The sequence below is a fragment of the Ralstonia pickettii genome, assembly GCF_016466415.2.
In the GTDB taxonomy this organism is placed as follows: Bacteria; Pseudomonadota; Gammaproteobacteria; order Burkholderiales; family Burkholderiaceae; genus Ralstonia; species Ralstonia pickettii.
Window position 1 is genome coordinate 679,253 of record NZ_CP066771.1, and the last position, 25,968, is coordinate 705,220.

At 62.3% G+C, this 25,968-nt stretch carries 27 protein-coding genes and 1 riboswitch; of the genes, 12 read left to right on the forward strand and 15 right to left on the reverse strand.

The window, feature by feature from the left end; genetic code table 11:
* Window positions 1–69: 69 nt before the first annotated feature.
* Both RP6297_RS03235 and ubiD read right to left on the reverse strand, forming a co-directional pair.
* Window positions 70–1,581 carry an NAD-dependent succinate-semialdehyde dehydrogenase gene (locus RP6297_RS03235; RefSeq protein WP_009238864.1) on the reverse strand — a complete coding sequence of 504 codons (1,512 nt, stop codon included), beginning with the start codon at window positions 1,579–1,581 and terminating at the stop codon, window positions 70–72.
* Window positions 1,582–1,709: 128 nt separating this feature from the next.
* Window positions 1,710–3,221, reverse strand: a complete 1,512-nt coding sequence (ubiD, locus tag RP6297_RS03240; protein ID WP_009238863.1) for a 4-hydroxy-3-polyprenylbenzoate decarboxylase — start codon at window positions 3,219–3,221, stop codon at window positions 1,710–1,712.
* A 537-nt stretch (window positions 3,222–3,758) separates the two neighbouring features.
* Here ubiD and RP6297_RS03245 point away from each other — a divergent pair.
* The gene (locus RP6297_RS03245; RefSeq protein WP_009238862.1) at window positions 3,759–4,943 is read left to right on the forward strand and encodes a lytic transglycosylase domain-containing protein; all 1,185 of its coding nucleotides are present in this window, start codon (window positions 3,759–3,761) and stop codon (window positions 4,941–4,943) included.
* A 77-nt stretch (window positions 4,944–5,020) separates the two neighbouring features.
* On the opposite strand, the gene RP6297_RS03250 is transcribed toward RP6297_RS03245, so the two are convergent.
* The 11 genes from RP6297_RS03250 to RP6297_RS03300 form a co-directional block, all read right to left on the reverse strand.
* Window positions 5,021–6,205, reverse strand: coding sequence for a pyridoxal phosphate-dependent aminotransferase (locus RP6297_RS03250; protein ID WP_009238861.1), 1,185 nt, complete (start codon window positions 6,203–6,205; stop codon window positions 5,021–5,023).
* A gap of 43 nt (window positions 6,206–6,248) precedes the next feature.
* A complete protein-coding gene (nusB, locus tag RP6297_RS03255; RefSeq protein WP_009238860.1) occupies window positions 6,249–6,716 on the reverse strand; it encodes a transcription antitermination factor NusB in 468 nt (155 codons plus the stop codon).
* A gap of 27 nt (window positions 6,717–6,743) precedes the next feature.
* A complete protein-coding gene (gene ribH / locus RP6297_RS03260; RefSeq protein ID WP_004629552.1) occupies window positions 6,744–7,244 on the reverse strand; it encodes a 6,7-dimethyl-8-ribityllumazine synthase in 501 nt (166 codons plus the stop codon).
* 92 nt (window positions 7,245–7,336) lie between these two features.
* Window positions 7,337–8,476 (reverse strand): bifunctional 3,4-dihydroxy-2-butanone-4-phosphate synthase/GTP cyclohydrolase II, encoded by a 1,140-nt coding sequence (ribBA, locus tag RP6297_RS03265; RefSeq protein WP_009238859.1) that lies wholly within the window; start codon window positions 8,474–8,476, stop codon window positions 7,337–7,339.
* Window positions 8,477–8,603: 127 nt separating this feature from the next.
* Complete coding sequence (locus RP6297_RS03270) at window positions 8,604–9,257, reverse strand: riboflavin synthase (RefSeq protein WP_009238858.1); 654 nt, start codon at window positions 9,255–9,257, stop codon at window positions 8,604–8,606.
* Between the two features lie 6 nt (window positions 9,258–9,263).
* On the reverse strand, window positions 9,264–10,376 hold the full coding sequence (gene ribD / locus RP6297_RS03275) for a bifunctional diaminohydroxyphosphoribosylaminopyrimidine deaminase/5-amino-6-(5-phosphoribosylamino)uracil reductase RibD (protein ID WP_009238857.1): 1,113 nt from the start codon (window positions 10,374–10,376) through the stop codon (window positions 9,264–9,266).
* Window positions 10,377–10,399: 23 nt separating this feature from the next.
* A complete protein-coding gene (locus tag RP6297_RS03280) occupies window positions 10,400–10,981 on the reverse strand; it encodes a GspH/FimT family pseudopilin (protein WP_009238856.1) in 582 nt (193 codons plus the stop codon).
* Window positions 10,969–11,373, reverse strand: coding sequence for a type IV pilin protein (locus RP6297_RS03285; RefSeq protein ID WP_009238855.1), 405 nt, complete (start codon window positions 11,371–11,373; stop codon window positions 10,969–10,971). The genes RP6297_RS03280 and RP6297_RS03285 overlap by 13 nt, the downstream gene beginning before the upstream one ends.
* A complete protein-coding gene (locus RP6297_RS03290; RefSeq protein WP_009238854.1) occupies window positions 11,370–12,125 on the reverse strand; it encodes a pilus assembly PilX family protein in 756 nt (251 codons plus the stop codon). The genes RP6297_RS03285 and RP6297_RS03290 overlap by 4 nt, the downstream gene beginning before the upstream one ends.
* Before the next feature lie 29 nt (window positions 12,126–12,154).
* Entirely contained in the window at window positions 12,155–13,087 is a 933-nt protein-coding gene (locus RP6297_RS03295; RefSeq protein WP_009238853.1) for a PilW family protein, read from the reverse strand.
* Between the two features lies 1 nt (window position 13,088).
* Complete coding sequence (locus RP6297_RS03300; RefSeq protein WP_009238852.1) at window positions 13,089–13,289, reverse strand: type IV pilus modification PilV family protein; 201 nt, start codon at window positions 13,287–13,289, stop codon at window positions 13,089–13,091.
* A gap of 579 nt (window positions 13,290–13,868) precedes the next feature.
* Between RP6297_RS03300 and RP6297_RS03305 the strand changes: the two genes are divergently transcribed.
* The 6 genes from RP6297_RS03305 to RP6297_RS03330 are packed head-to-tail and all read left to right on the forward strand — an operon-like array spanning window position 13,869 to window position 20,250.
* Window positions 13,869–14,468 (forward strand): GspH/FimT family pseudopilin, encoded by a 600-nt coding sequence (locus RP6297_RS03305; RefSeq protein ID WP_108912248.1) that lies wholly within the window; start codon window positions 13,869–13,871, stop codon window positions 14,466–14,468.
* Window positions 14,459–15,016: a type IV pilus modification protein PilV gene (gene pilV / locus RP6297_RS03310; RefSeq protein ID WP_009238850.1), complete on the forward strand. Its 558-nt coding sequence runs from the start codon at window positions 14,459–14,461 to the stop codon at window positions 15,014–15,016. Before RP6297_RS03305 ends, pilV begins: the two co-directional genes overlap by 10 nt.
* Window positions 15,013–15,756 carry a PilW family protein gene (locus RP6297_RS03315; protein ID WP_009238849.1) on the forward strand — a complete coding sequence of 248 codons (744 nt, stop codon included), beginning with the start codon at window positions 15,013–15,015 and terminating at the stop codon, window positions 15,754–15,756. Before pilV ends, RP6297_RS03315 begins: the two co-directional genes overlap by 4 nt.
* Entirely contained in the window at window positions 15,753–16,343 is a 591-nt protein-coding gene (locus RP6297_RS03320; RefSeq protein WP_009277301.1) for a pilus assembly PilX family protein, read from the forward strand. The genes RP6297_RS03315 and RP6297_RS03320 overlap by 4 nt, the downstream gene beginning before the upstream one ends.
* The gene (locus tag RP6297_RS03325; RefSeq protein ID WP_009238847.1) at window positions 16,343–19,768 is read left to right on the forward strand and encodes a pilus assembly protein; all 3,426 of its coding nucleotides are present in this window, start codon (window positions 16,343–16,345) and stop codon (window positions 19,766–19,768) included. Before RP6297_RS03320 ends, RP6297_RS03325 begins: the two co-directional genes overlap by 1 nt.
* The gene (locus RP6297_RS03330) at window positions 19,750–20,250 is read left to right on the forward strand and encodes a type IV pilin protein (protein WP_425328657.1); all 501 of its coding nucleotides are present in this window, start codon (window positions 19,750–19,752) and stop codon (window positions 20,248–20,250) included. The genes RP6297_RS03325 and RP6297_RS03330 overlap by 19 nt, the downstream gene beginning before the upstream one ends.
* Window positions 20,251–20,284: 34 nt before the next feature.
* Here RP6297_RS03330 and nrdR read toward each other — a convergent pair whose 3' ends face one another.
* Together nrdR and glyA are read right to left on the reverse strand one after the other, a co-directional pair.
* The gene (gene nrdR, locus RP6297_RS03335) at window positions 20,285–20,749 is read right to left on the reverse strand and encodes a transcriptional regulator NrdR (RefSeq protein ID WP_004629525.1); all 465 of its coding nucleotides are present in this window, start codon (window positions 20,747–20,749) and stop codon (window positions 20,285–20,287) included.
* Window positions 20,750–20,883: 134 nt separating this feature from the next.
* The gene (gene glyA / locus RP6297_RS03340) at window positions 20,884–22,131 is read right to left on the reverse strand and encodes a serine hydroxymethyltransferase (protein ID WP_037027468.1); all 1,248 of its coding nucleotides are present in this window, start codon (window positions 22,129–22,131) and stop codon (window positions 20,884–20,886) included.
* A 133-nt stretch (window positions 22,132–22,264) separates the two neighbouring features.
* A riboswitch (ZMP/ZTP riboswitch) is annotated at window positions 22,265–22,394 on the reverse strand.
* A gap of 138 nt (window positions 22,395–22,532) precedes the next feature.
* Between glyA and ydfG the strand changes: the two genes are divergently transcribed.
* The 5 genes from ydfG (at window position 22,533) to tolA (ending at window position 25,961) form a co-directional block, all read left to right on the forward strand.
* Window positions 22,533–23,285: a bifunctional NADP-dependent 3-hydroxy acid dehydrogenase/3-hydroxypropionate dehydrogenase YdfG gene (gene ydfG, locus RP6297_RS03345; protein WP_009238844.1), complete on the forward strand. Its 753-nt coding sequence runs from the start codon at window positions 22,533–22,535 to the stop codon at window positions 23,283–23,285.
* 69 nt (window positions 23,286–23,354) lie between these two features.
* Complete coding sequence (ybgC, locus tag RP6297_RS03350) at window positions 23,355–23,759, forward strand: tol-pal system-associated acyl-CoA thioesterase (RefSeq protein ID WP_009238843.1); 405 nt, start codon at window positions 23,355–23,357, stop codon at window positions 23,757–23,759.
* Window positions 23,756–24,448, forward strand: coding sequence for a protein TolQ (gene tolQ, locus RP6297_RS03355; RefSeq protein WP_012761461.1), 693 nt, complete (start codon window positions 23,756–23,758; stop codon window positions 24,446–24,448). The genes ybgC and tolQ overlap by 4 nt, the downstream gene beginning before the upstream one ends.
* A 12-nt stretch (window positions 24,449–24,460) precedes the next feature.
* Entirely contained in the window at window positions 24,461–24,895 is a 435-nt protein-coding gene (gene tolR / locus RP6297_RS03360; RefSeq protein ID WP_009238841.1) for a protein TolR, read from the forward strand.
* A gap of 37 nt (window positions 24,896–24,932) precedes the next feature.
* Window positions 24,933–25,961, forward strand: coding sequence for a cell envelope integrity protein TolA (gene tolA / locus RP6297_RS03365; protein WP_009238840.1), 1,029 nt, complete (start codon window positions 24,933–24,935; stop codon window positions 25,959–25,961).
* Window positions 25,962–25,968 lie beyond the last annotated feature (7 nt).

Sequence of the window (25,968 nt, forward strand, 5' to 3'; positions counted from 1 at the left end):
CGCCGGTCAGGCAAGGGGAAAGCCGCCCGCTCTATCGAGGTGGCAGGTCGGCCAAGAGGGGGCGACGCTTCAGATGCCGCCCATGCACAGATACTTGAGTTCGAGATACTCGTCGATGCCGTAGACCGAACCTTCGCGGCCGAGGCCCGACTGCTTGATGCCGCCAAACGGCGCGACCTCGTTCGAGATCAGCCCCGTGTTGATGCCGACCATGCCGTATTCGAGTTGCTCGGCCACGCGCCAGATGCGGCCGATGTCACGGCTGAAGAAGTACGAAGCCAAGCCGAATTCGGTGTCGTTGGCCAGGCGCACGACTTCCGCTTCGTCCTGGAATTTGAAGATGGCGGAGACCGGGCCGAAGGTCTCTTCGCGAGCGATCAGCATGTCGGGCGTGGCGTCCGCCAGCACGGTGGGCTCGACAAAACGTTGCGAGCCGAAGCCCTGCATCAGCTTGCCGCCGGCGGTCAGGCGTGCGCCTTTCTGCGTCGCATCGTCGATGTGGCGCTGCACTTTCTCCACGGCCTGGTCGTCGATCAGCGGGCCTTGAACAACGCCCAACTCGAAGCCGTTGCCGACCTTGATGCCGCGCACCTTGGCGGAGAGCTTCTCGACAAACGCGTCGTACACCGAGGCATGGACATAGAAACGGTTCGTACACACGCACGTCTGACCCGCGTTGCGGTACTTCGACTGCACCGCGCCCTCCACGGCAGCATCGATGTCGGCGTCGTCGAACACGATGAACGGCGCATGGCCGCCCAGTTCAAGCGCCACCTTCTTCACCGTCGGCGAGCATTGCTGCATCAGGATGCGGCCCACCGGCGTCGAGCCCGTGAACGACAGATGGCGCACGATCGGCGATTCGCACAGGGCTTTGCCGATGGCGATCGAGCGGTCCGCATCGCCCGTCACCACGTTGACCACGCCCTCGGGAATGCCTGCGCGGTGCGCCAATTCGGCCATCGCCAGCGCGGAAAGCGGCGTCTGTTCTGCCGGCTTGATGACGATGGTGCAGCCTGCCGCCATGGCCGGCGCGACTTTGCGGGTGATCATCGCCAGCGGGAAGTTCCACGGCGTGATGGATGCGCACACGCCCACCGGCTGCTTCAACACGACCATGCGCTTGTCGCGCCAGGTGCTGGCCATCACGTCGCCGGAGACGCGCTTGGCCTCTTCGGCAAACCATTCGATGAACGACGCGCCGTAGACGATCTCGCCTTTGGCTTCGGCCAGCGGCTTGCCTTGTTCCGCGGTCATCAGCGCGGCGAGGTCGTCGGCGTTGGCGATCAGCAGGTCGAACCAGCGGCGCATCAGGCCGGCGCGCTCTTTGCCGGTCAACTCCCGCCATGCGGGCCACGCCGCATTGGCTGCGTCGATCGCGCGCAACGTTTCTGCGTGGCCGAGATTGGCGACGTCGGCCAGGTGTGCGTTGGTGGCTGGGTCGTAGACGGGAAACGTCGCGCCGTCTACCGCGCCTACCCAGGCGCCGTCGACATAGGACTGCGTCTTGACGAGGGTGCGGTCTGTGATGCGCTCCAGCGCGTTGGAGGCTGTGTGGGATGAGTCGAGTGCTTCGGCCATGGCGTTCTCCATAAGGAAGGCGGACCCAGTACAAAAAAGGGCCCGCCTTTTAGATGCAGCAGTCGCTTAACTCGCTAAGAATAACCGAACGGTCGTTCGCTCGCAGACCGTGCCGCCAGGCCTTGTGGTTATTGGAAGAGCGTGTCCCACATGGCGTCGACCTTGGCCTTGACAGCGGTATCCATGACGATGGGCTGGCCCCATTCGCGCGTGGTTTCGCCGGGCCATTTGTTGGTGGCATCGATGCCCATCTTGGAGCCCAGGCCCGACACCGGGGACGCAAAATCGAGGTAATCGATCGGCGTGTTTTCGACCATGACCGTGTCGCGCGCCGGATCCACGCGCGTGGTGATCGCCCAGATCACTTCCTTCCAGTCGCGCAGGTTCACGTCGTCGTCCACCACGACGATGAACTTCGTATACATGAACTGCCGCAGGAAGCTCCACACGCCAAACATCACGCGCTTGGCGTGGCCGGCGTATTGCTTCTTCATGCTGACCAGCGCCATGCGATAGCTGCAGCCCTCGGGCGGCAGATAGAAATCGGCAATCTCCGGAAACTGCTTCTGCAGCAGCGGCACGAACACTTCATTGAGCGCCACGCCGAGCACGGCCGGCTCATCGGGCGGCTTGCCTGTATATGTGGAGTGATAGATCGGGTCGCGGCGCATCGTGATGCGCTCGACCGTGAACACGGGGAACCAGTCCTGCTCGTTGTAATAGCCGGTGTGATCGCCGAAGGGGCCTTCGAGCGCGTGCTGATAGCCACTCGGGTGCGTCGGGTCCGGCTGGATGTGGCCTTCGAGGATGATTTCGGCGCCGGCCGGCACTTGCAGTTGCGCCTGCGCCAAGGACGGCGTCAGGCATGTCGCAAGTTCGGTCCGGCTGCCGCGTAGCAGCCCCGCAAACTGGTACTCCGACAATGTGTCCGGCACCGGCGTCACCGCGCCAAGAATGGTGGCCGGGTCGGCGCCCAGTGCCACCACAATCGGAAACGGCTGACCCGGATTGGCGATGGCGTGCTCGCGGAAATCCAGCGCGCCGCCGCGGTGCGCCAGCCAACGCATGATGAGCTGGTTGCGACTGATGACCTGCTGCCGGTAGATCCCCAGGTTCTGCCGCTTCTTGTGCGGCCCGCGCGTGATGACCAGCCCCCAGGTGACGAGCGGCGCCGCATCGCCGGGCCAGCACGTCTGTACGGGGATGCGCGAGAGATCAACGTCATTCCCTTCCCACACGATCTCCTGGCACGCCGGCGACGACACCTTGCGCGGCGCCATATCCCACACGGCCTTGGCCATCGTCCACAGCTTGCCGGCTTCACGCAGGCCGCGCGGCGGTTCGGGCTCTTTCAACGCCGAGAGCAGGCGACCGACGTCCCGCAGTTCATCGAGCGACTCCGCGCCCATGCCCAGCGCCACGCGACGCGTGGTGCCAAACAGGTTCGCGAGCACCGGCATGTCGTACTTCTGTGCGCCGTCCACCGGCTGCTCAAAGACGACCGCTGGGCCTTCGGCGCGCAGCAGACGGTCACAGACTTCGGTCATTTCCAGGCGCGGCGACACCGGCCGGTGTACGCGGCGCAGTTCGCCCGTGCGCTCGAGCTGGGCGAGAAAGTCACGTAAGTCTCTGTATTGCATGGAGATTTTGTAACCAAAGGTAAGGTCGATCGCCTATCACGCGGACGGGCCGCCCCCCGAACGGTCGTCCGGGCGACATTTTTTTGGTGTAGGCAGGGTGGCCGCGATTGTACGACCAAAACCGCATGGCCCCCTGATGACAGAACGCGTCGCAGGTCAGCTAGTCGCAACAACGGGACGCATATCATAACTTTTGGATATGAAAAATCGTTTCTTTATGATTGACTTGGCATAACGCGCTTCCTACAATCCAATCCGATCTGGTAATTGTTGCAACGCAACATGTTTTCGGCTAATGCCTTCGCCCTGTTCTCAACCATGTGAGGGGCGACACCAGAGCACATCAGCATCGCTGCGGGACGTGACCTCCCCAAGGACACGGCCCGCATTTCTCTGGGCACTAGGGGAGTGCCCCCAACAGATGCCGGCTGACTGCAACAGCGCGGCATCCTTACTAAAAACCGTTGCGACCTGAAACGCACGGCGCCATGCAAAAGAAAGGCGTCTACCGGATCTGAGCAGCGGACGGAGGTAAGTATGAACGGTTGGAAAACCCTTCATTCTTCCGGGATCGGATCGGCGCTGCAACGCCGGCTCGTCGCCCCGGTTGGCCGCCGCCTCGCGCGTGCCGGTCAAGTTGCGCTGCCTCGTAAGCTGCGCATGGAGTTGAACGCAGGGGGCGCCGCCGCGTCCCGCAATGAGTTGCATCCTGGCGTACTGCTGGTGTTCCGCAGCGGGCATGTCGTGCTCAATAGCATCGGCTTGCTGGCGGTCGCGGCCGCAGTTGCACTCTCGCTGAACAGCGAGTGGCGTGCCACGGTCGCTCAACGCGTGCTGCATTTCACGCCGGGTGTCGACACCAGTGTCGCCTCGGCAAATCCGTCACCCGCAATTGCGGCTGGCGTGCAGCCGGTGGCTTTTGCACCGACAGCGCCGTCCGCCGGCACGGGCGCCGCTCAAGCTGTCGCTCCGGCGACGGCCCAGGGTGGCACGGTCGCGGCGGCAGGTTGGGACGCGCTTTCGAAGGTGCCGTCCGTGGCCGAGTTGGCTGCGCAGATTCCGAACACGCAAGTCGTCCGCGACGCGCGTGAGTCGGCAACCGCCGGTACCCCGCGAGAGCAGGCTGCCGTGGCGGAATACATTGCCCGCAAGTATCGCGTGGCGGCTACAGCCACCGGCCAGCTGGTGAAGGCTGCGTATCAGACCGGCAAGGAAGTCGGCCTGGATCCATTGCTCATCCTTGGCGTGATGGCGATCGAGTCCAGCTTCAACCCGTTCGCCGAGAGCGGTATGGGTGCGCAGGGCCTGATGCAGGTCATGACGAAGGTCCACCAGGACAAGTACGAAGTGATGGGCGGCGTCGGTGCAGCGCTCAACCCGTACGCCAACATCAAGGTCGGTGCGCTGGTACTGAAGGATTGCATCGCACGCGCAGGATCGATCGAGGGCGGCCTGAAGCTGTATGTCGGGGCCGTGACCCAGGGCGATGGCGGCTACGGCGGCAAGGTGTTGCAGGAGCGTTCGCGCCTGCGCATGGTCGCGACGGGCCATCGTTCGCCGATGACTGCGGCATCCGAACGTGAACCGGTGAAGCCGGTGGCGACAGCCGCGCCCGTGGCGCAGGCTGACGTGAAGACGCAAGCCGCCAAGCCGACCGACAAACCGGCCCCACGCCAACAGGAAGAGGCGCGTCTGGACAGTAAGTCGCAGGGCCAAGCCTGATCAGCTTGATTCGCTGCACTAAATAGAAAGGCCGTCCTCCGGGATGGCCTTTTTGTTTTGGCGATACGAAGCGTGCTTTATCGACCGAATAGCTTGCCGAGCCGTGCGACCGCTTCTTCCAGATGTGCCATCGACGTGGCGTAGGACAGCCGGATGTAGTGCCGCGCTGTATGCGGTCCAAAATCGAGTCCCGGCACGAGCACCACGCCCGCGTCGTGCAGCATCGACTGGGTGAGGGCATCGGCATCGTCGGCACGCGGATGGTTCACGCCTCGGCAATCGGCGTAAACATAGAACGCTCCGTCCGGCTTGACCGGTACCTTGAAGCCGAGCGATTCCAGGGCCGGCACAATGAAATCCCGGCGGCGGCGGAATTCGGCCTTGCGCTCTTCGTAAATCGCCAACGCTTCCGGCTCGAAGCACGCGAGCGCCGCGTACTGCGCCACCGCCGACGCGCAGATGAACAGGTTCTGCGCGACCTTTTCGAACTCGGGCACCAGTTCGGCGGGCGCCACCAGCCAGCCGAGTCGCCAGCCGGTCATGTTGAAATACTTGGAGAAGCTGTTGATCGTGACGACATCGTCGCCGAACGACAGTGCCGAGACGGGGGCTTGGTCGTACGAAAGGCCTTGGTAAATCTCGTCGACGATCGAAAATCCGCCTCGCGCGCGTACCGTCTGCACAATACGCTGCAGCTCATCCGGCAGGATCGACGTGCCCGTCGGATTGGAAGGAGAGGCCAGCAGCACGCCCTGCGTGCGGTCGCCCCAGTGAGCGTCGACCTGCGCAGCCGTCAACTGGAAGCGTTCGTCCGGCCCCGACGGCACCAGCTTTGCCTCGCCATTGAAGGCATCCACGAAGTGACGGTTGCACGGATAGCTCGGATCGGGCATCAGGACTTCGCCGCCGATCTCCACCAGCACCGCACACGCCAGCAGCAATGCTGCCGACGCGCCCGCCGTCACGACGATGCGCTCGGGAGCGATGTCGAGGCCGTAAACGGTGTGATAGTAGCGGGCGATTGCCTGGCGCAGCGGGCGAATGCCCAAGGCCCCGGTGTACTGCGTGACGCCGCGCCGCATGGCGTCGGCCGCGGCTTGCACGACGGGCTCGGCGGCGGTGAAGTCCGGCTCGCCGATGCCCATGTGGATGATGCTGCGTCCCGCCAGTTCCAGTTCGCGGGCCTGCTTGGCCAGCTCCATCACGTGAAAGGCGCGGATATTGGCGAGCCGGGCGGCTGTCTGCAGGCGGTAGGCGTCCATCTTGAAGCGAAGCAAAAAGGTAAAGCGAACCACAGACGCCGAATTACCGGCGGGCAGCGACCTCGACAGCGCGGACCTGGGCGGCCAGTTTGTCCAGCACGCCGTTGACGTACTTGTAGCCTTCGACGCCGCCAAAGGTCTTGGTCAGCTCAACCGCCTCGTTGATCACGACCTTGTACGGGATGTCCACGCAGTGCACCAACTCGTACGCGCCGACCAGCAGGGCGGCACGCTCGACCGGCGACAGCTCGGCAACCGGACGATCCAGGTACGGCGTGAACGCCTCTGTCAGCGTGGTTTCTTCGCGGATCGCACCGTGCAGCAGCGCGTCGAAGTGCGCGCGGTCGGCCTTGTTGAAGCCTTGCGCGTCCTGCAGATGCGCCTCGACCACGCCCGGGTCGTTGCGATTGAGCAGCCATTGATACAGACCCTGCAGCGCCAGTTCGCGCGCACGGCGGCGCGCGCTCTTGGCGGGCGCTTTGGCCTTGGCTTGGGAATTGTCTTGCGTCATGGGAAAAGCCTTTGCGCGAGGAAGCGCTTATTCATTCTCGCCGTCGTCGTCCTGGCCGTGATCCTGCAGACCGTCGAGGTCGTTGGTCAGGTTGGCCATTTCGACAGCGGTGCGGGCGCAGTCGCGACCCTTTTCGCGGGTGCGGGCGTGGGCCTGTGCGTCGGTGTCGGTGGTCAGGATGCCGTTGGCGATGGCGATGTTGAAGTCCAGGCCCACGCGCGTGATGCCGGCGCCCGATTCGTTGGACACCAGCTCGAAGTGGTACGTCTCGCCGCGGATGACTGCGCCCAGTGCGATCAGCGCGTCGAACTGGCCCGATTCGGCCATCTTTTGCAGGGCCAGCGGGACTTCCAGCGCACCCGGCACGGTGACCAGCAGCACGTCTTCGCCGGCCACACCGAGTTGTTCGAGTTCAGCGACGCATGCTTCGCGCAGCGCTTCGCACACGGGCTCGTTAAAACGCGCCTGGACGATGCCGATGCGCAGGCCTTCGCCGTTGAGATTGGTCGGGTAGAAGCCGTGGTCCATGGTGTATTCCGGTTGGGGTTGCCTGAGGTTGTCTATCTGGCAACGTCAAAAAAAAAGAGGGCCTGCGCGGCAGCTTAGCTACCGCGGAACATTCAGTGCGTGGCGGTGGACGAATGAGAAGTGACGCCTGGCGCATCCGCCATCGACTGGTACGCCGTCACTTCCAGATCGTAGCCGACCATGCTCGGCAGCTTGAGTGGCGAGGCCAGCACCCGCATCTTGCCCACGCCCACCTCCTTGAGAATCTGTGCGCCGATTCCATAGATGCGCGGATCGGGTTTCGTGCGCGGGCGCTCGTGGGGTGCATCCAGCGCGGTGAACTGGGTGAACAGGCGGTCCGCCGAATCGCCGCAATTGAGCAGTACGACGACGCCGGTCGGGGCGGCCTGCACTGCACGCAGGGCAGCGGGCACGCTCCACGAGTGCGTCGTGCGCTGGCATTCCAGCAGATCAAGCACCGACAGGGGCTCATGCACGCGCACCAGCGTTTCGGTGTCCGGTGTCGGCGTGCCCTTGACCAGCGCCAGATGGGCGCGGCCGGCCGCGCGGTCGCGGAAGGCAACGGCATGGAACGTGCCGAACTGCGTCTCCATCGTGCGCTCGCCGACGCGCTCGACGATGCTCTCGGTGCGGCTGCGATATTGGATCAAGTCGGCAATCGTGCCGATCTTCAAACCGTGTTTCTTGGCGAATTCCACCAGGTCCGGCAAGCGCGCCATGGTGCCGTCGTCCTTCAGGATCTCGCAGATCACGGCGGCGGGCGTCAGGCCAGCCAGTGCGGTCAGGTCGCAGCCGGCTTCGGTATGGCCGGCGCGCATGAGCACGCCACCCTTCTGGGCCCTCAGCGGGAAGATGTGGCCCGGATTCACCAGATCAGACGGTTTCGCGTTCTTGGCCGCGGCCACCTGGATCGTGCGCGCACGGTCGGCTGCCGAAATACCCGTGGTCACACCCTCGGCCGCTTCGATCGATACGGTGAAATTGGTGCCGAACTGCGTGCCGTTGCGGCTCGCCATCATGGGCAGGTCGAGCTGATCGCAATGTTCTTCGGTGAGCGTCAGGCACACCAGGCCGCGCGCGTGCGTGACCATGAAGTTGATGGCTTCTGGCGTGACGAAATCGCTCGCCAGGATCAGGTCGCCTTCGTTCTCACGGTCTTCCTCGTCGACCAGGATGACCATGCGGCCGGCGCGGATTTCGGCAATGATTTCTTCGACTGTGGCGATCGACATGGCGTAGCAGGGGTGCGCGCCGCCGGTCAACTCCCGCCAATCGGTGATTTCGGGGGCCGTGCGACTGCGTAAATGGGAAGCCCGCTATTGTACGCCAAGGCGGCCCCAAGCCAGTGGGGCCAATGGTTCAAACGGCTGCCAGGGGTTGTGTGCCCACGGGCAGGCCAATAGCGGCGTGGGTCAACATGCGTTCCACGTAGCGGGCGATCAGGTCGATCTCCAGGTTGACCTGGCTGCCGGCCTTCAAGTGTTTGAGCGTGGTGACTGCCACGGTGTGCGGGATCAGATTGATCGAGAACTCGCAGCCATCGGCGTCGTCACGGACGGTATTGACCGTAAGCGATACGCCGTTCACCACCACGGAGCCCTTGTAGGCCAGATATTTGCCTAGCTCTGCCGGCGCCCGCACACGCAGTTCGTGGGATTCGTTGACGGGCGCGAAGTGTGTGACCGTGCCCAGGCCGTCCACGTGGCCTGACACGAGGTGCCCCCCGATGTGGTCCGCCAGGCGCAGGGCCTTCTCCAGATTGACCTCGCCCGGGCCTTCCAGCCCGACTGTCTTGGAGAGCGATTCGCGTGACACATCGACCTCGAAACGGTTGTCGGCTTTGGCGACGACCGTCATGCACGCGCCCTGGATGGCAATCGAATCGCCCAAAGCCACGTCTGCAAGCGGCAGGCCGCCGGCGTCGATGGACAAGCGCACGCCGGCATCGGCGTTGTCGCCAAGCGGCGAGACAGTTTCAATTCGGCCAACTGCGGCGACGATTCCGGTGAACATAAGCAATCAATCCGTCGGGTTGCGGCGCGCCAGGATGCGGAGATCGCCCCCGATGCGCGAGATATCGTGAAAGAAGAATTCGGCCGCGCCTTCCAGCGTCTGCAGAGGCCCCATATTGAACATGCCCTGGCCCGAGCCCAGCACCTTCGGCGCCAGATAGACGAGGACCTCGTCAACCAGCCCTTCGCGCAGCAGCGAGCCGTTAAGCTTGAAGCCGGCCTCGACGTGCAGCTCGTTGATTTCGCGGCGGCCAAGTTCGCGCAGAACCGCGGCCAGGTCGACCTTTCCAGCTGCATTGGGCAGCAGGATGACCTCTGCGCCGCGCTCGCTCAACGCCCGCATGCGGCCCGCTTCGGGCTGGGCGGCAAAAATCAGCGTCGGCTCATGGTGACCATCTGCCGTGAGGATATGCGCGTCGAGCGGCACGTCCAGCGCAGAGTCGATCAGCACGCGGCGTGGCTGGCGAGGCGTATTGACGGCACGCACGGTCAGTCGCGGATTGTCTTCGCGTACGGTGCCGATGCCGGTCAGGATGGCGCACGCACGCGCGCGCCAGCGGTGCCCGTCGTTGCGCGCTTCGGCTTCGGTAATCCATTGGCTGACGCCGTTGTCCAACGCAGTGCGGCCGTCCAGGGATGCGCCGACCTTCACGCGCACCCACGGCGTGCCGCGGGTCATACGCGAAACGAAACCGATATTCAGCTCGCGCGCCTCGCGCTCAAGCAGACCGCAACGCACGTCCACGCCGGCATCGCGCAGCTTCTGCAGACCACGCCCAGAGACGGCAGGATTTGGATCTTCCATGGCCGCCACCACGCGTGCAATGCCTGCTTCGACCAGTCGATCTGCGCAGGGCGGGGTGCGGCCAAAGTGGCTGCAGGGCTCCAGCGTCACATAAGCGGTGGCGCCGCGCACGTCCTGGCCGCGCGACTGGGCGTCCTTGATGGCCTGGATTTCAGCATGGTCCTGGCCGGCGGGTTGTGTGTAGCCCTCGCCGATGACGGTGTCGTCTCGCACGATCACGCACCCGACACGCGGGTTCGGCGTGGTGGTGAACAAGCCCTTCTCGGCCAGCGCCAGGGCGCGCTGCATCATGGCGTGGTCGAAGTCGGAGAACATGAGCAAGAAAACGGGAGTTTGGGTTAATCGTTGTTAGCCGAGGCGCCAGTGCCGCACGTTTTGGTGTCCTTGGCCGGATCGCAGATGCGGGCGCGGCCTGCGGAACTGATACGGACCCGCCGCTCATGTGCTCCAGATCGGATTGTCAGCGTGCCGTAGAGCTGGCTGCCGTTGCGCTGTCGCGAGTATCCCACAGGTGCAAAAGAGAGGGTGTCGACATCCCGCTGTGACGCCGTGAACGCAAATTCGACGGGCGGCATCACAGGCGGCGACACGCGCATCAAGATATCTTGGGTGCCGGGTTCAAGGGGCGTCGCCTGCGTTTGCGGCGAGGGCGTCATATACAACGCCCATCCCGACGACCAGCCTTGCCCAGCGTTGGACGGGCCGAGGTGGACCCACGCACGCTGATCGCGCGACATGGTCTGCGCCAGCGAGATCGCGCTGACAAAGCGGTCGGCCAGAACGACGACGGTCTCGCGTTGCCACCAATTCAACGCTGCGGGCGCGGCGAACACCGCAAGGATCGATATCACGCTCAGGACGACGACGAGCTCAGTCAGCGTGAAGCCGGCCCGCAGACGAGACGCGTTCATGGCCAGCATGCGGGCGATGCCGGTTGGCGCGTATTGCCGATCTGCGTGAACCGTTCGCCGGTGTTGCGCAGGATAAGCGCGCCGCAGTCGGTGCCCGCGTGCACCGGCTGGGCGACGACTTCAATGCAATGTGCGGCAGCACGCCCATCGCACGGGCCAGCAAGCAAGTGATAGCCGGAGATGTATTCCGGAATGTTGGCCGGTGAGGAGCTATTGCCTGTGTGCGCATACTGGCGTTCCAATTCCACCATGGTTGAGACCAGCGCCGCATGCGCCGCAGTCCGCCGCGCGCGCTCATGGTGTCTCGACCAGGTTTGTATGGCGGCGCCGGTCAACAACGCAGCGATAACCAATGCGATCGTAAGCTCGACAAGCGTGAATGCGGCATAGCGATACTTCATCGTAGGCCCTCCTCGATCAGCTCACGCCAGTTCAGGCGGCCGAGCATGAAGGTTTGCGAATGGGGGGCGGTTGCGTCGTGCTGGTCGCTTGTGGTGTAGACGCGTTGTGTCACCGTGCCACTGGGTCGAATGGTGGGCAGTGCAGCTTCGGTGGTGGTCTGAGGCGTGGATGTATGGCGCGGCACTCGGGGGCGGAAGACTGTTTGCAGCACGACACTGACCGCGGGGTCGGCGCCAAATCCTGCTGCCGTGATGCGATACAACCAAAGCGGTGGCGTGTCATCGCTATGCCGAGTTTGGCCGTGCCATCGATCGGGAATCGGCTCAATGACGTACCGCGCAGTGCGGCCAGCAGTGCGCAGGGTGCCTGGGAGGCGTGCGTCGATCTCTACGGCGAGGGTGGTTGCATCGAGCAGTCGCGCCAACATCCAGAGCGATTGGTCGGGTTGCGGCTGACATAGCCCGAGCGAGACGTCGCTGCCGCACGCTCCCATGAGGAAGCCTCGTCGCGAACCCGGTTCCAGGGCGGCGATACGTTCCCGGGGCAAGGCCGCCATACATTCGAGGTTCGTGGGCGTTTCGGTGGCGACGGACAGTTCGCACTCCGCCGCATTCAGCGCCATTTCGGCGCCGTATTTGGCCAAGGCACGATCGGCCGTGAGAGACGTGCGGTGTCGTTGATCCAACACCAGATGGAAGGTCGCCGTGGTCAGTAGGCCGAGCAACACCACCGCAGGCATCACGACCATCATCGAGAAACCACGCGCTTTGGCGCTAACGCTCAACATACGTCCACATCGCAGGCGAGTGGATTGCGCAAGCGTACCGTTGCCGTGAAAACGGCACGACGGCGTTGGGGTTCGGTTGGCGTGAAGTGCAAGTCCTGTGCGTCGGCGCCTTCAACTCGCTTGAGGTCGGGAAATAGCGCGAGTGTGGACGTGGCCTTGTTGGCTGACCTGGGCGTGTTGTATTCGCCGCGAACGACCAGCGCGATGTGCACGGCTTGAACCTGGCGCCATTGCTCGGTAGTGAGCGACCGCGCGGACAGTGTCGTGCTCGAGGTGCCGCCGGGGGAGCGAACCACATACAGAAGCTGCATTGTTTCGACGCCGCGGACCATGCTATTAGATGTCCAACGGCCCCCCACAGTCTGACCGGCTTGATGCCTTCGCGAGCGGCACATGAGCTGCGGTTCTTGATCCGTCGATCGGGCGAGATAAAGCAGCATGTATCCCGCGCGCTGGTCGTCGCCGCCGTTTTGAACCGGCTCAGCGACCCCGTAGCCGGAGCAATCGATGATGCTGTCGTCAGCTCGCTGCGGGTTGGCATGCATGCTGCGGCCAGCAAAGCGGACCAGCACGGCATCGCTGTTTCGGATGCCACTGCCGTTGCAGCCAAGGACTTCCGTTTCGGGAGGGGTGCAACTGTCCGCACCTTGAATCGATAGCGTCGCCTTCGCGTCTGGCCATCGGCGCTCTGGCGATGCTGCTGGCGTATCGGTTGCCCACCCTGCATGCTGCAGTGCCATTGTCAGCAATTCCAGCGCTTGCGTGCCGCGGCTTTCGATCAGGGCATCGTCGGCAACGCGCTGATAGCTTGCACGGGCCAGGAGTGTCAGTTGCAGCGCGATGCCAAGCACGATCAGCCCGACCAGCGTGCCGATCAGCAACTCCGCAAGCGTCGCGCCCCGCCGAGCATGAGAGAGCCGGCACATGTCAGTGCACGTTTGCGGATTCGGCCTGGTTGTTTTGCGTTCGGACGTTGGTCGATAGCTGTCGCAGGCTTTGGCTGGTGATCTCCATCCGTTCAAGTGCGGTCAAGGTGCCCGCCGCACATAGGGACAATACGGCAAGTGCGACAAGGGATTCGAGCAAGATGGCGCCGTGTTGGCGCTTGACGTGATGGCAGGCAGGCATGAGTCGACGGACACTTGGAAAGTCGCTCAAGTTAGTGTGAATTTGGCCGTATAACTGTCATATCTGGTCAATACCCTCCCCGGGAGTCGGGCGCGCGGCGTCCATGTTGCGACGGATCGTTGGTTTTTCACCAACACTGACCTTCCCGAATCTCGCGGTTGAAGGAGGGGGTTGTTGACACTTTTTGACTAATTCCCCACTATTCCGGGGATGCAATCTGCCTGGGCTTTTTTGTCGCGCAGATGATCACGTTCACGGGGGTCGGACGTGAGCCATCGTAGAAGAACTCAAATTAGTTCCAAATTGGCAGCGCGCGAACTCGATTGCGTCGTGACTGCCGCATAAAACAATAGTCGGGGGTTCGAGTCATGCTTAACGGGATCTCGCCCATTGGGCGATGTGGGTTTCTAGCCAGTCGTTTTTTGCACTGATATGGCGGCAGCGGTCCGCAATCACCTTACCGCGCATCAACTTCAATCGTCACGCAACCGTTGGTCTGGGTACCAGGGAGAATGGCGTGGCGAAGCTGTCGGCGTTCGCGCCGACAAAGTGTCGTGTCACAGCCAAATTGATACAGATATGTCGCACCCGAATGGGCGAAGCGGCGTGCGGGGGCGCGCCGATTGCATTCGCTCGAAACGCATTCAGGGCGTCTCGCTGGTTGAGTTGATGGTGACGTTGGCGATCGTGGCGGTTCTGGCGGTAATAGCGACACCATCGTATGTCGGGCTTACACAGCGGACGCGGTTGCAGGCCGAAGCCAATTCTTTGGTCAACGATCTGCAATTTGCTCGTAGTGAGGCGATCAAGCGCGGACAGCCGGTTAGTCTTTGTCCATCGTCCAACGGTACCGCATGCAATACGACCAACACGAGTAATTGGGAAGCCGGCTGGATCGTCTTCAATGACATCAATGGCTCGGGTACGACAGATTCCACCAGCGATGTACCGCTGCGCGTGCGTGGCCCCCTTCCGAGCGGCGATACGTTCAGGCCCAGTCCCGCGGCTTCTGCGGTGACGTATAACCGCGATGGGTTCGCGACCAATTTGATCAATGGCACCGTCACGATGACGTTACATACCGCGGCGCCAGTCAATGACAGTGCAACGCGGTGCGTTGCGATCAACATGGTCGGCCGGCAAATCGTACAGACGAAGGGGACCGGCGCATGCAACTGATTATGCGGCGCCGTGCTGCGGCTGGATTCTCGCTGATCGAGGCGCTGATCACCATGGTGGTGGTTGGCGTGGGTCTGCTGGGTTTGGCAAAAATTCAGGCGGCAGCAGTGGGCAATACGCAGATCTCGCGCATACGTTCGCTGGTTGCGCTGCAGACCGAAAGCCTAGCAGCCGCCATGCACGGAAATAGCGCTTTCTGGGCTGCGGGAGGCACCGCTCCCGCAACGTTTAGCGTGACGGGCACGACTATCACAGACAGCTCGAATGTGTTGAATCAGACACTGACCGCCGGCGCGTGCCTTTCTGGGAAGTCCTGTACGCCGGCTCAATTGGCTGCATACGATGTTCAGCAATGGGCCAGCACGATGAACGCGAACTTCCCGGGCTATTCCGCTACCGTCAATTGCACAACGGCAACGGGTGTGCCGGTGAGCTGCAACATCACGGTGAGCTGGAATGAAAAGTACGTCGCGATCAACAGCACAACGTCAGCGTCCGGGGTGGTCACGGCGTCCACCCAGAGCTTTACGGTTTACGTCCAGCCATGAGCGCCAATTCGATGACGCACCGGATGCAATCGGCACGCAGCCAAGGCGGTACGAGCCTAGTCGAGATACTGATCGCTATGGTGATTGCGCTGTTCATCATGACTGGCGTGGTCGTTGTATTCGTGAACATGCAGAAGAGCTTCACGAGCCAGGATCAGCTTGCGCAGTTGCAAGACAATGAGCGACTGGCGCTGACCATCTTGACCAATGTTGTACAGCAGGCGGGGTATTTCCCCAACCCGACAGTCAACACGGCCCTATCGGCATTCCCGGCGAATGGCTCGCTGGCTGCCGGCCAGGTGATTTCCGGTACTTCGGGTGCCACCGCAGGTACGGATACGGTAACAACTCGGTTTGCGACTGCCAGTGGGGACGGCACCATGAACTGTCTGGGCCAGACAAACACGACCGGCGCTCAGCAGGTCTACATCAACACATTGTCTGTCAATGCCAATAACGAACTGCAATGCGCGATGACGCTTATCTCCAGCGGTGTAACTACCACGGTACCGCTGGTGAGTGGCGTCACCAGATTGAGCGTGCTGTATGGCACTGATACCAACAGCAACGGCTATGACGACTCTTATCTGACCGCCGCGCAGGTGGCGGCGTCGGGTTATTGGTCGCAAGTCCATACCGTTCAGGTCACGCTCACCTTTACGACACAGTTTGGTAACCAAGTTGGGCAGGCGCAGAGCACAACGTGGGTGCAGAACATCGGCCTGAAGAATCAGTCATGAGCATCACCATGCGTTTTTCCAAGCTGCCAAATCGCGCTGACCGTGGGTACACCCTCGTTGTTGGATTGCTTCTGCTGGTTGTTCTCACGCTGTTTGCTATTGGCATGTTCCGTAGCTTTGGCTTGCAAGAGAAGATTGCGGCCAACACGCGAGATAAGCAGCGTGCGCTTGAGGCTGCACAGAGCGCCCTTCAGTACGGCGAATGGTGGCTGGGGCAGGGCAACGGCTCGCCCGGCATCGCGTGCTCAGGTGTAAACAATGGCAACACGCTCGCAAATATGCGGGTGTGCAACACCGCTCTGGCGACCCCCTCTACTTTGCCGTGGGGCGTTGGGTCAACCTATCTGCCGCCTTCCATGACGGCGAACGGCGGTGGGGGCATGGCCGGTGCGAGCTCTCCAGCGGGGGATATCAACTACGCAGGTGTCCCAGGCTTATACATCAACTACATGGGTATGAGCCCGAACGGGCTTGCTCAGCTTTTCCAAGTCACCGCCTATGGTTTTGGCGGTGATGCAACGACAGCAGCAGTGGTGCAGAGCACCTATCGCATTAGTTCTGGCGCCAAAGATCTGGGGCAACAGTGATGAAAACAATTCAACGGGTGGGTTTGCTGGCAACCGCTGCGCTACTGCCAGGTGTTGCCAGGGCGCAGTTGGTGATCAGCGACACGCTGACGGGTGCCTCGTCTTCATATAACTGGAAGGCCCTCAATGGTGCTTGCCTGACCGCGGGCAATGGCAGCGGCACAATTCCGGCGTGTTCGGGGCTCAGCTACTACAGTGGTACGACCCTGGTGGGGGGCGTCACTGGTACGCTTCCCGATGCGGTGGGCTCGGGGGCTCTGCGTCTGACCAATGGTGATACAACCACGGGTAGCAACGGCAATAACCAGACGGGCGCTGTCGTTTCCAACTTCACCTTCCCGACCAATCAGGGCATACAGGTAACGTTCACGACGGTGACGTACGGTGGTAATGCCTATAAGAATGCCGCTGGCCAAGCGTCCGGCGCTGACGGCATCAGTTTCTTCTTGGCCGACGGAAAGTACCCGGCTACGGTCGGGGCGCTGGGGGGCAGTCTGGGTTACAGCTGTTCTAACGGCAACCCTACGTACGATGGCGTGCAGGGTGGTTATATCGGCCTCGGTATCGATGAGTTCGGAAACTTCTCGAACGCCGGCGACAACACCAGCTCCGGAGCCAGCGGTGGCGCAATTCCCGGTCGCATTAGCTTGCGCGGTGCGGGCAACACCAACTGGGCGAACTTGTCCACTAAGTACGCGAAGTATTATCCGTCGGCCTTGAGCACGACGCAGATGAACGCTGTGCAGAGCACGTGTGCAGCAGGCTATCTATACAACTTTAGCGGTACGGGGCAGCAGGACGCGAACGGTTACTACATCGACGACGGCAGCCAGACGACCGAGCAGATTCCATATAACTACAACTATCTTGGCGGCGATACGTTAAGTAGTACCGTCAAGCTCTATAGCCAGGAAGCTGCTGGAAAGAATTCGGCAGGTGGCAGCAAGGCGGTTCGGGGGAACGCGACCCCCATCACCTACGCACTTAGTATCACACAAGACGGTCTGCTGAGCCTCTCATATAGCGTGAATGGCGGCACAGCGCAGCCTGTGATCACAAACCAAAGTATCACCGCGTCGAACGGGCCGCTGCCTGCGTCATTCCGCTTTGGTTTCTCAGCCGGTACCGGCGGTGGCAGCAACGTGCACGAAATCACCTGCTTCAAGGCGGCTCCGGTGGGGCAAGCCAACAGTTCAGCAGGTACCAACGTGCAGCAGTCGGCTCGCGTGGAAGCCGGGACGCAGGTGTATCTCGCCTACTATCATCCGACCAACTGGTGGGGGGAGTTGACCGCGCAGAACCTGGTGATGGACCCGACCACGGGCATTGTCTCCATCGCAACCAATGCCAACTGGAATGCCAGTTGCACCTTGACCGGCGGGGCATGCCCGGCCATCAGTTCTACGTCCACTGTGACAGCGCAAGCCCCTTCAGCGCGAAGCATTTTGACGTGGAATGGCACCAGCGGCATTCCGTTCCAGTGGTCGAACCTCACATCAGCGCAGAAGAATGTCTTGGACAGTAGTTCCGCGAGCAGCACCAGCAGCCCGCGTCAACTCTATCTGCGTGGAGATCGCAGCAAAGAGGTCGCCAGTGGCGGCGCCTTCCGCACCCGTACTGGCGTGATGGGCGACATCATGAACTCCAGCCCGACCTGGGTCGGAGCGCCATCGGCACCGTATACCGGACCTTGGGTGGATTCTCTTTATTCCTCGGCAACTCCGTCCGAGCCTGCCGGTAGCTATGCCCTCTTCAAGACCAATAATGCACAGCGGGCGAACGTTGTGTACGTTGGCGCAAATGACGGCATGCTGCATGGTTTCCGTGCAGGTGGTTACGATGCCAATGGCAATTTCACTACGGCGACGACGCCGAACGACGGGAAGGAAGTTCTTGCCTACATGCCGGCAGCGGCCCTGAACACCATCTACAACACCAACGGCAAACTGGATTTCAGCTCCCCTTCGTATGCGCACAATCTGTATGTGGATGCGACTCCCGGGACAGGCGAGCTCTACTACAAAAATGCCTGGCATACGTGGCTGGTCGGTGGGCTGGGTGGTGGTGGCAACGCCTCCGGCGCGATTGCGGACAACACGAGCGTAGGCACGGGCGCTCTTTATGCCCTCGATATCACTAATCCCGCCAACTTCAGTGAGGGCAACGCCAGCTCGCTAGTTATCGGCGAATGGTCGTCCGCCAATCTCAAGTGCACCAACGTCGCCGGTTGTGCCAGCTATCTTGGTAACACCTACGGTACCCCAGTGATCCGCCGTCTTCACAATGGCAATTGGGCGGTGCTATTCGGAAATGGACTGAATAGCTCAAGCGGTGGTGCAGGTCTGTACATCATGCTGGTGGCAAGCGATGGAACCACATCCTTCTACTACCTCGACACGGGCTACGGCCCGAGCAAGGATCCTCTGAAAGCCAACAATAAGAACGGTATCGCCTATGTAACGCCAGCGGATCTTGATGGCGATCACATTACCGACTATGTGTACGCAGGCGATGCGTTCGGCAACGTCTGGCGTTTCGATCTGACGTCGCAGAATCCAGCATCCTGGAGCGTTTCCAGCGCGCCAATGTTCTCAACGCCGGCTGGTCAACCGATCACCAGCAAGGTGGCGGTTGCAGCCATCCCGGGTAGCGGCACAGGAGCGCCGCGTGTGCTCGTCAGCTTCGGCACCGGTCAGGCGTTCCCCGTAACGCAGACCAGCGCAGCCGCCTATTCCAGCAACACTGCACAGTCCCTGTATGGTGTCTGGGACTGGAACATGAACGCTTGGAACGCGATCGCACCGGCGGCTGCGGTCTATGCAACCCTGACCGGCCCGCAGACGGTGACTGCGTCGACCCTGCAGACGCAGAGCATTACCAACACGTCCGTCAGTTCGGGCACGATGCCGTCCTACCGGACTGTGAGCAACAACAAGGTGTGTTGGGTGGGTTCGACAGCGTGTGGCACTAGCAGTACTGCCAATACCCAGTTCGGCTGGAAGCTCGCGCTGCCCAGCACCACCACGGGCTCTGGTTCGAGTGCGGTTACCAACTATGAACAGGTGGTCTATAACCCAACGCTCGCCTATGGCATGTTCATTGTCAACACGACGGTGCCTGGCACGCAACAGGTTTTGTCCTGTACCTCGACGCCTGCGTCTGGCTACACCATGGCCATCTCTGTCGCATCGGGTGGGGCGGGCACCGCGTCGTTCTTCGGTGACAACAACAATAACTTCCCGACACTCAACGGCGGCATTGTCAGCGGTATCGGTTTGAGTGGTACCGGCACACCGTCTATCGTGACCGCCAACAAGCTGCCGTATCTGGTGCAGCAGACAGTGAACGGCACGGGTACGGTCAACCAGATCAACCCGAGCGCCGCCGGTGTTGGCTCGCGCATGACTTGGACCAAGCTGCGCTGATCATGAGTCGAAATACAACTTCTACCCTGTCACGTGGCGAAAGCGGTTTCTCGTTGATGGAGCTGATGATCACGGTAGCGATCATCGCCATCCTGGCCCGCATCGCCTATCCGTCGTACCAGCAATACATCCTCAAATCGCACCGGGCAGATGCGAAGACCGCACTGCTGGATTTGGCAGTGCGCCAAGAGCGGTTTTTTACACTGCAGAATAACTATGCAGCGTCGCCCGCTTCGCTGGGCTATGCGGCGGCGAGCTTTCCGTTCGCCATTCAGTCTGGCACGCAGTCGTACTATCAGCTGAATGTTGCAGTAACGGGCACGGCCGGCGCGAGTGGTGCTGCAGCGCCTGGCTATTCCGCTTCCGCTGTGCCGGTCAGTCCGCAGACGGCCGATGCGTGTGGGACATACACCATCAACCAACTCGGCGTACAAAGCAACGCAAACATGGCTGCGGGTACCACGTCAGCGCAGTGTTGGTAACAGGAAACAAGAAAGGGCCCGTCGGGGCCCTTTTTCACTTCCGCACATTCGTCGCCGCAACCTCATCCAGCACGTCCCGAAACTCAGCCAGATCCTCAAAACTCCGATACACCGACGCAAACCGGATGTACCCGATCTTGTCCAGCCGCTTGAGTTCGCGCATCACCAGCTCGCCCACGCGATCGCTGCCGATTTCCTTCTCGCCGTGGCTGAGGAGTTTTTCTTCGATGCGGGCGATGGCCTCGTCGATGGCCTCGGCGGAAACGGGGCGCTTGCGCAGCGCCAGGCGCATGGAATCCTTGACCTTGTTGCGGTCGTAGTCGACACGGCTGCCGTTCTTTTTGACGACGGCGGGGAAGAACAGCTCGATGCGTTCGTAGGTGGTGAAGCGGCGGTCGCAGGATTCGCAACGACGGCGGCGGCGCACGGTGTCGCCTTCTTCCGACATGCGGGTATCAATGACCTGGGTGGCCGCGTGGCCGCAAAAGGGGCATTTCATGCCGGTGGTCTCCTCGGCAACCTCAAAGAACGCACTGCGCTAAAAGAACAACGCCGCGATGGCCCCTCATTCAATTCGGGGCGCATCGCGGCAGGGTACTACGTGGCCGGAAGATCCGGCCATCGGCGGATGCCTCAGCCGTAGACCGGGAACTGCTTGGTCAGCTCAGCCACCTTGGCGCGCACGGCGGCGATGTTGGCCTCGTCGTGCGGGTTGTCCAGCACATCGGCGATCAGGTGGGCGACCTTCACGGCCTCGGCTTCCTTGAAGCCACGCGTGGTCATGGCGGGCGAACCCAGGCGCACGCCCGACGTCACGAACGGCTTTTCCGGGTCATTCGGAATGGCGTTCTTGTTGACCGTGATGTGTGCATCACCCAGTACCTTTTCGGCTTCCTTGCCGGTGATCTTCTTGGCGCGCAGGTCGACCAGCATCACGTGGCTTTCGGTGCGGCCGGAGACGATACGCAGGCCGCGGGCCATCAGCGTTTCGGCCATGGCTGCCGCGTTCTTCACCACCTGTTGCTGGTAAGCCTTGAACTCGGGCGACAGTGCTTCCTTGAACGCCACCGCCTTGCCGGCAATCACGTGCATTAGCGGGCCGCCCTGGATACCCGGGAAGATCGCCGAGTTGATGGCCTTCTCGTGTTCGGCCTTCATCAGGATCACGCCGCCGCGCGGGCCGCGCAGGCTCTTGTGCGTGGTGGTCGTTACAAAGTCAGCGTGCGGCACCGGGTTCGGGTACACACCGGCGGCGATCAGGCCGGCGTAGTGGGCCATGTCCACCATAAAGTACGCACCAATCGACTTGGCGATCTTGCCGATGCGTTCGAAATCGATGCGCAGCGCAAATGCCGATGCGCCGGCAATGATCAGCTTCGGCTTCTTCTCCTGTGCCAGGGCTTCCAGCGCGTCGTAATCGATGTCTTCCTGAGCGTTCAGGCCGTAGCTGACCACGTTGAACCACTTGCCGCTCATGTTGAGCGCCATGCCGTGCGTCAGATGGCCGCCTTCAGCCAGGCTCATGCCCATGATCGTGTCACCCGGCTTGAGCACGGCGAAGAACACGCCCTGGTTGGCCTGCGAGCCCGAGTTCGGCTGCACGTTGGCGGCTTCGGCCCCAAAGAGCTGCTTCACGCGGTCGATGGCGAGCTGTTCCACCACGTCCACGTATTCGCAACCGCCGTAGTAACGCTTGCCGGGGTAGCCCTCGGCGTACTTGTTGGTCAGTTGCGAGCCCTGCGCGGCCATCACGGCCGGGGAGGTGTAGTTCTCGGAGGCAATCAACTCGATGTGGTCTTCCTGACGCTGATTTTCCTTCTGGATGGCGGCAAAGATTTCGGGATCGATCTGGTCGATCGTATAGCGGCTGCGTTCGAACATGGCGAGTGTCTGGTCTGAAACGAAACGGAAATGGCGGAGATCGGGCGAGGCGTGGGGAAACATGCGCGCGGCTTGAACGACTGCGCTCGGCGTTGGCCGATTGCAGAGGTGTCCGAGTCACCCTGTGCTTCCCATTCGCTGCCCAGGCGAGCGGCAGGCGCCATTGTGCATGACGCCAGAAACCTTGCGCTTCCTCGTGGTCGCTGCCCACATGTCGAAGCCGCTCAAAGCAGCTTCAGGATTCGCCAGTCGCGCAAGGTGGAATGGTTGCTCGCGAGTGTACGACAGCGCCATGGCCGCCGCAAGAAGCGGGCGCGCAGACACGCACATTGCGGTGCAATAGGGCACAAGGCTTCAGGTAAACTCTGATCTTTCGCAATTTCAGGTCCGGAGACACTTCCATGATCGTATTCGTGACCGGCGCAACGGCCGGGTTCGGCGCGGCCATCGCGCGGCGTTTCGTGCGAGAAGGCCATCGTGTGATTGCGGCAGGCCGCCGCCAGGACCGCCTCGACGCGCTCAAGGCCGAATTGGGCGACGCCGTGCTGCCGTTCGTGCTGGACGTGCTGGATGCCGACGCCGTTGCGACCTTGCCGGGCTCCCTGCCCGAGGGTTGGCGCGAAGTCGATGTCCTGGTGAACAACGCCGGCCTGGCACTGGGCCTGGAACCCGCCCAGCGTGCCGACCTGACCGATTGGGACCGCATGATCGGCACCAACTGCTCCGGGCTCGTGCATATGACGCGTGCGCTACTTCCCGCCATGGTGGAGCGCAATCGTGGTCACATCATCAACATTGGCTCGATCGCGGGGACGTATCCGTATCCGGGCGGCAACGTGTATGGCGCCACCAAGGCGTTCGTCCGCCAGTTTTCGTTGAACTTGCGGGCAGACCTGACCGGCACGCGCGTACGCGTATCGAACGTCGAGCCAGGGCTGTGCTCCGGCACGGAGTTTTCCAACGTGCGTTTCAAGGGCGACGATGCCCGTGTGGAGAAGGTTTACGAAGGCACGGAAGCCCTCACCGCCGACGACATCGCCGAAGCGGTCTACTGGATGGCGGCGCTGCCGGCGCACTTCAATGTCAACGCGATGGAGCTGATGCCCGTTTGCCAGTCATTCTCGGCCACCAGCGTGACGCGAGGCATGGCCTGAATTCGAGCGCAAGGTCTCGGCCAGTCGGTGGATGTCTGGCCGTCATTTGCGTCTTGGTAAAATTACCCAATGTCTTCTTTTGACTGGAACCTGCGCGTGTATTGGGAAGATACCGACGCAGGCGGCGTCGTGTTTTACGCCAACTATTTGAAATTTTTCGAGCGCGCCCGCACCGAGTGGCTGCGCGCGCTTGGGGTCGATCAGCAGGTGCTGGCCGACACGACCGGAGCCATTTTCGTGGTGCGCAGCACTGCCGTGGATTACCGCGCGCCGGCACGCCTGGACGACCTGCTTCAGATCCGTTCGCGTATGGAACGGGTCGGCCCCGCGTCGGTCCAATTCGCCCAAGAAGGCTGGCGCGGCGACGTTTTGCTCGCATCAGGCACGATTCGTGTTGGATGTGTCGACCGGCTCACTTTCCGGCCGACCCCGATTCCCGCTCCCGTACTCGCAACCATCAAAGCCGCCGCATGAATCCCGTCGAGGTCACACAAGATCTGTCGATCGTCTCGCTGGTGCTGCATGCCAGCCTCCTGGTCCAATTCGTCATGGGCCTCTTGCTGGTGATGTCGCTGTTCTCATGGACGTACATCTTCCGCAAAGCCTTTGCACTACGCGCAGCGCGCAGCCAGACCGAATCGTTCGAGCGCGATTTCTGGGCCGGCGGCGACTTGCAGGCGCTGTATCAGAGCGCTGCCAACAACCGCCACACCACCGGCGCGCTGGAACGTATCTTCGAAGCCGGCATGCGCGAATACCTGAAGGCGCGTGAGCTGCAGCGCGGCGGCGGCGATCCGAGCGCCATTCTCGATGCTTCGCGCCGTGCCATGCGCGCCGCCTACCAGCGCGAGATGGACTCGCTGGAGTCCCACCTGCCGTTCCTCGCGTCGGTCGGCTCGGTCAGTCCGTATATCGGCCTGTTCGGCACGGTCTGGGGGATCATGAACGCCTTCCGCGGCCTGTCCAACGTACAACAGGCGACCCTCTCGGCCGTAGCGCCCGGTATTGCCGAAGCGCTGGTCGCCACGGCCATCGGTCTGTTTGCGGCCATTCCGGCGGTGATCGCCTACAACCGCTATGCCACCGAGATCGACCGCCTGGCCAACCGCTTCGAGAGCTTCATGGAAGAGTTCTCGAACATCCTCCAGCGCCAGACGCGCTAAGGAGTCGCGCTCATGGCTACCATCCAGCGAACGCGCCGCGCCCGACGGGCCAAGGCCGACATCAACGTCGTTCCGTACATCGACGTGATGCTGGTGCTGCTGGTCATCTTCATGGTGGCGGCGCCCGTGGTGAACCCGGGCGTGGTCAATCTGCCATCGGTGGCAAACGCGACGCCGCAGCAGACGCAGCCGCCCATTGTGGTGACCATCAAGAGCGACGGCACGATCCTTGCTCGCATCAAGACCGGTTCCGGCGCCACCGAGCAGAAGCTCGCCAACAACAACGAGCTGCGCGCATTCGTGAAGCAGCGCACCGACGAAAACCCCGACCAGCCCGTCGTGATTGCCGCCGACAAGTCGGTCCAGTACGACCGCGTGCTGACCGTGATGAGCGTGCTCAAGGGCGATGGCGTGAAGCGCGTCGGCCTGATGGTGAAATCGTCATGAGCACGCTGAAGAATCCGGGCGAGGCAACCTGAACGTCATGGCTACGACGTCGTTGCACCGTTACGAGCCTGTTCGCGAGCGCGGCACGCTGCGCGCGTTCGGGCTGGCGGTCCTGACACACGTTCTGCTGATCATCTTTCTGTACTTTGGCGTGCAGTGGCAGAGCAGTACCCCGCGCGGCGAGGAGGCTGAACTGTGGGACGAGGCGGCGGTTCAGCAGGCCGTGCAGCAGGCCGCGCCGGTGCCCGAGGTCAAGCCCGAACCGGTGATCAAGGCGCCGCCGGCCAAGGTGGAAGAGGAAGCGGATATCGCGCTGGAGCAGCAAAAGCGCAAGCGCGAACAGGAGGCTGCTGCCGCCCGTGAGGCCGAACTCGCTCGCCGCGCCGCAGAAGAACGGGCAGAAGCCCAGCGTCAAGCCCGTCTGAAGGAAGAGCAACAGGCGCGTCAGGCGGAACTCCAACGGAAGGCCCTGGCCGAACAGCGGGCCAAGGAAAAGGCCGCTGAGAAGGCTGCCGCGGACGCAGCGCAGGCCCGCAAGAATGCACAGCTTCAAGCCCAGGCCGAAGCGAAGGCGAAGGCGGAAGCCGAGGCGAAGCAGAAGGAATTGAAGGCCAAGGCCGCCGCAGAAGCCAAGGCCAAGGCCGATGCCGAGCGTAAGGCAAGTGAATCGCGCGCCAACGCACAACGCCAGGCGCAGCTGGAACGGCTGCGTGCGATGGCCGGTGCGGGTGCGACGGGCACGGTGGCGGGTTCCGGTGGCGGTGTCGGCAATGCCCAGGGCACGGGCGGTACGGCGTCGGCCGGATACGCCGAGCGTGTGCGGGCCAAGGTCAAGCCGAACATCCTGTTCGATCCGTCGGCCGTCAATGGCAACCCGTCTGCCGTCGTGTCGGTGCAGATGGCGCCGGACGGTTCGATCCTGTCCAAGCGCCTGACGAAATCGAGTGGCAACGGCGCCTATGACGAAGCCGTGATGCGCGCAGTTGAGCGCTCCGACCCGCTGCCGCGCGATACCAACGGCAAAGCGCCGTCGAGCGTCATCCTGACGTTCCGGCCGAAGGAATAACGGGCTA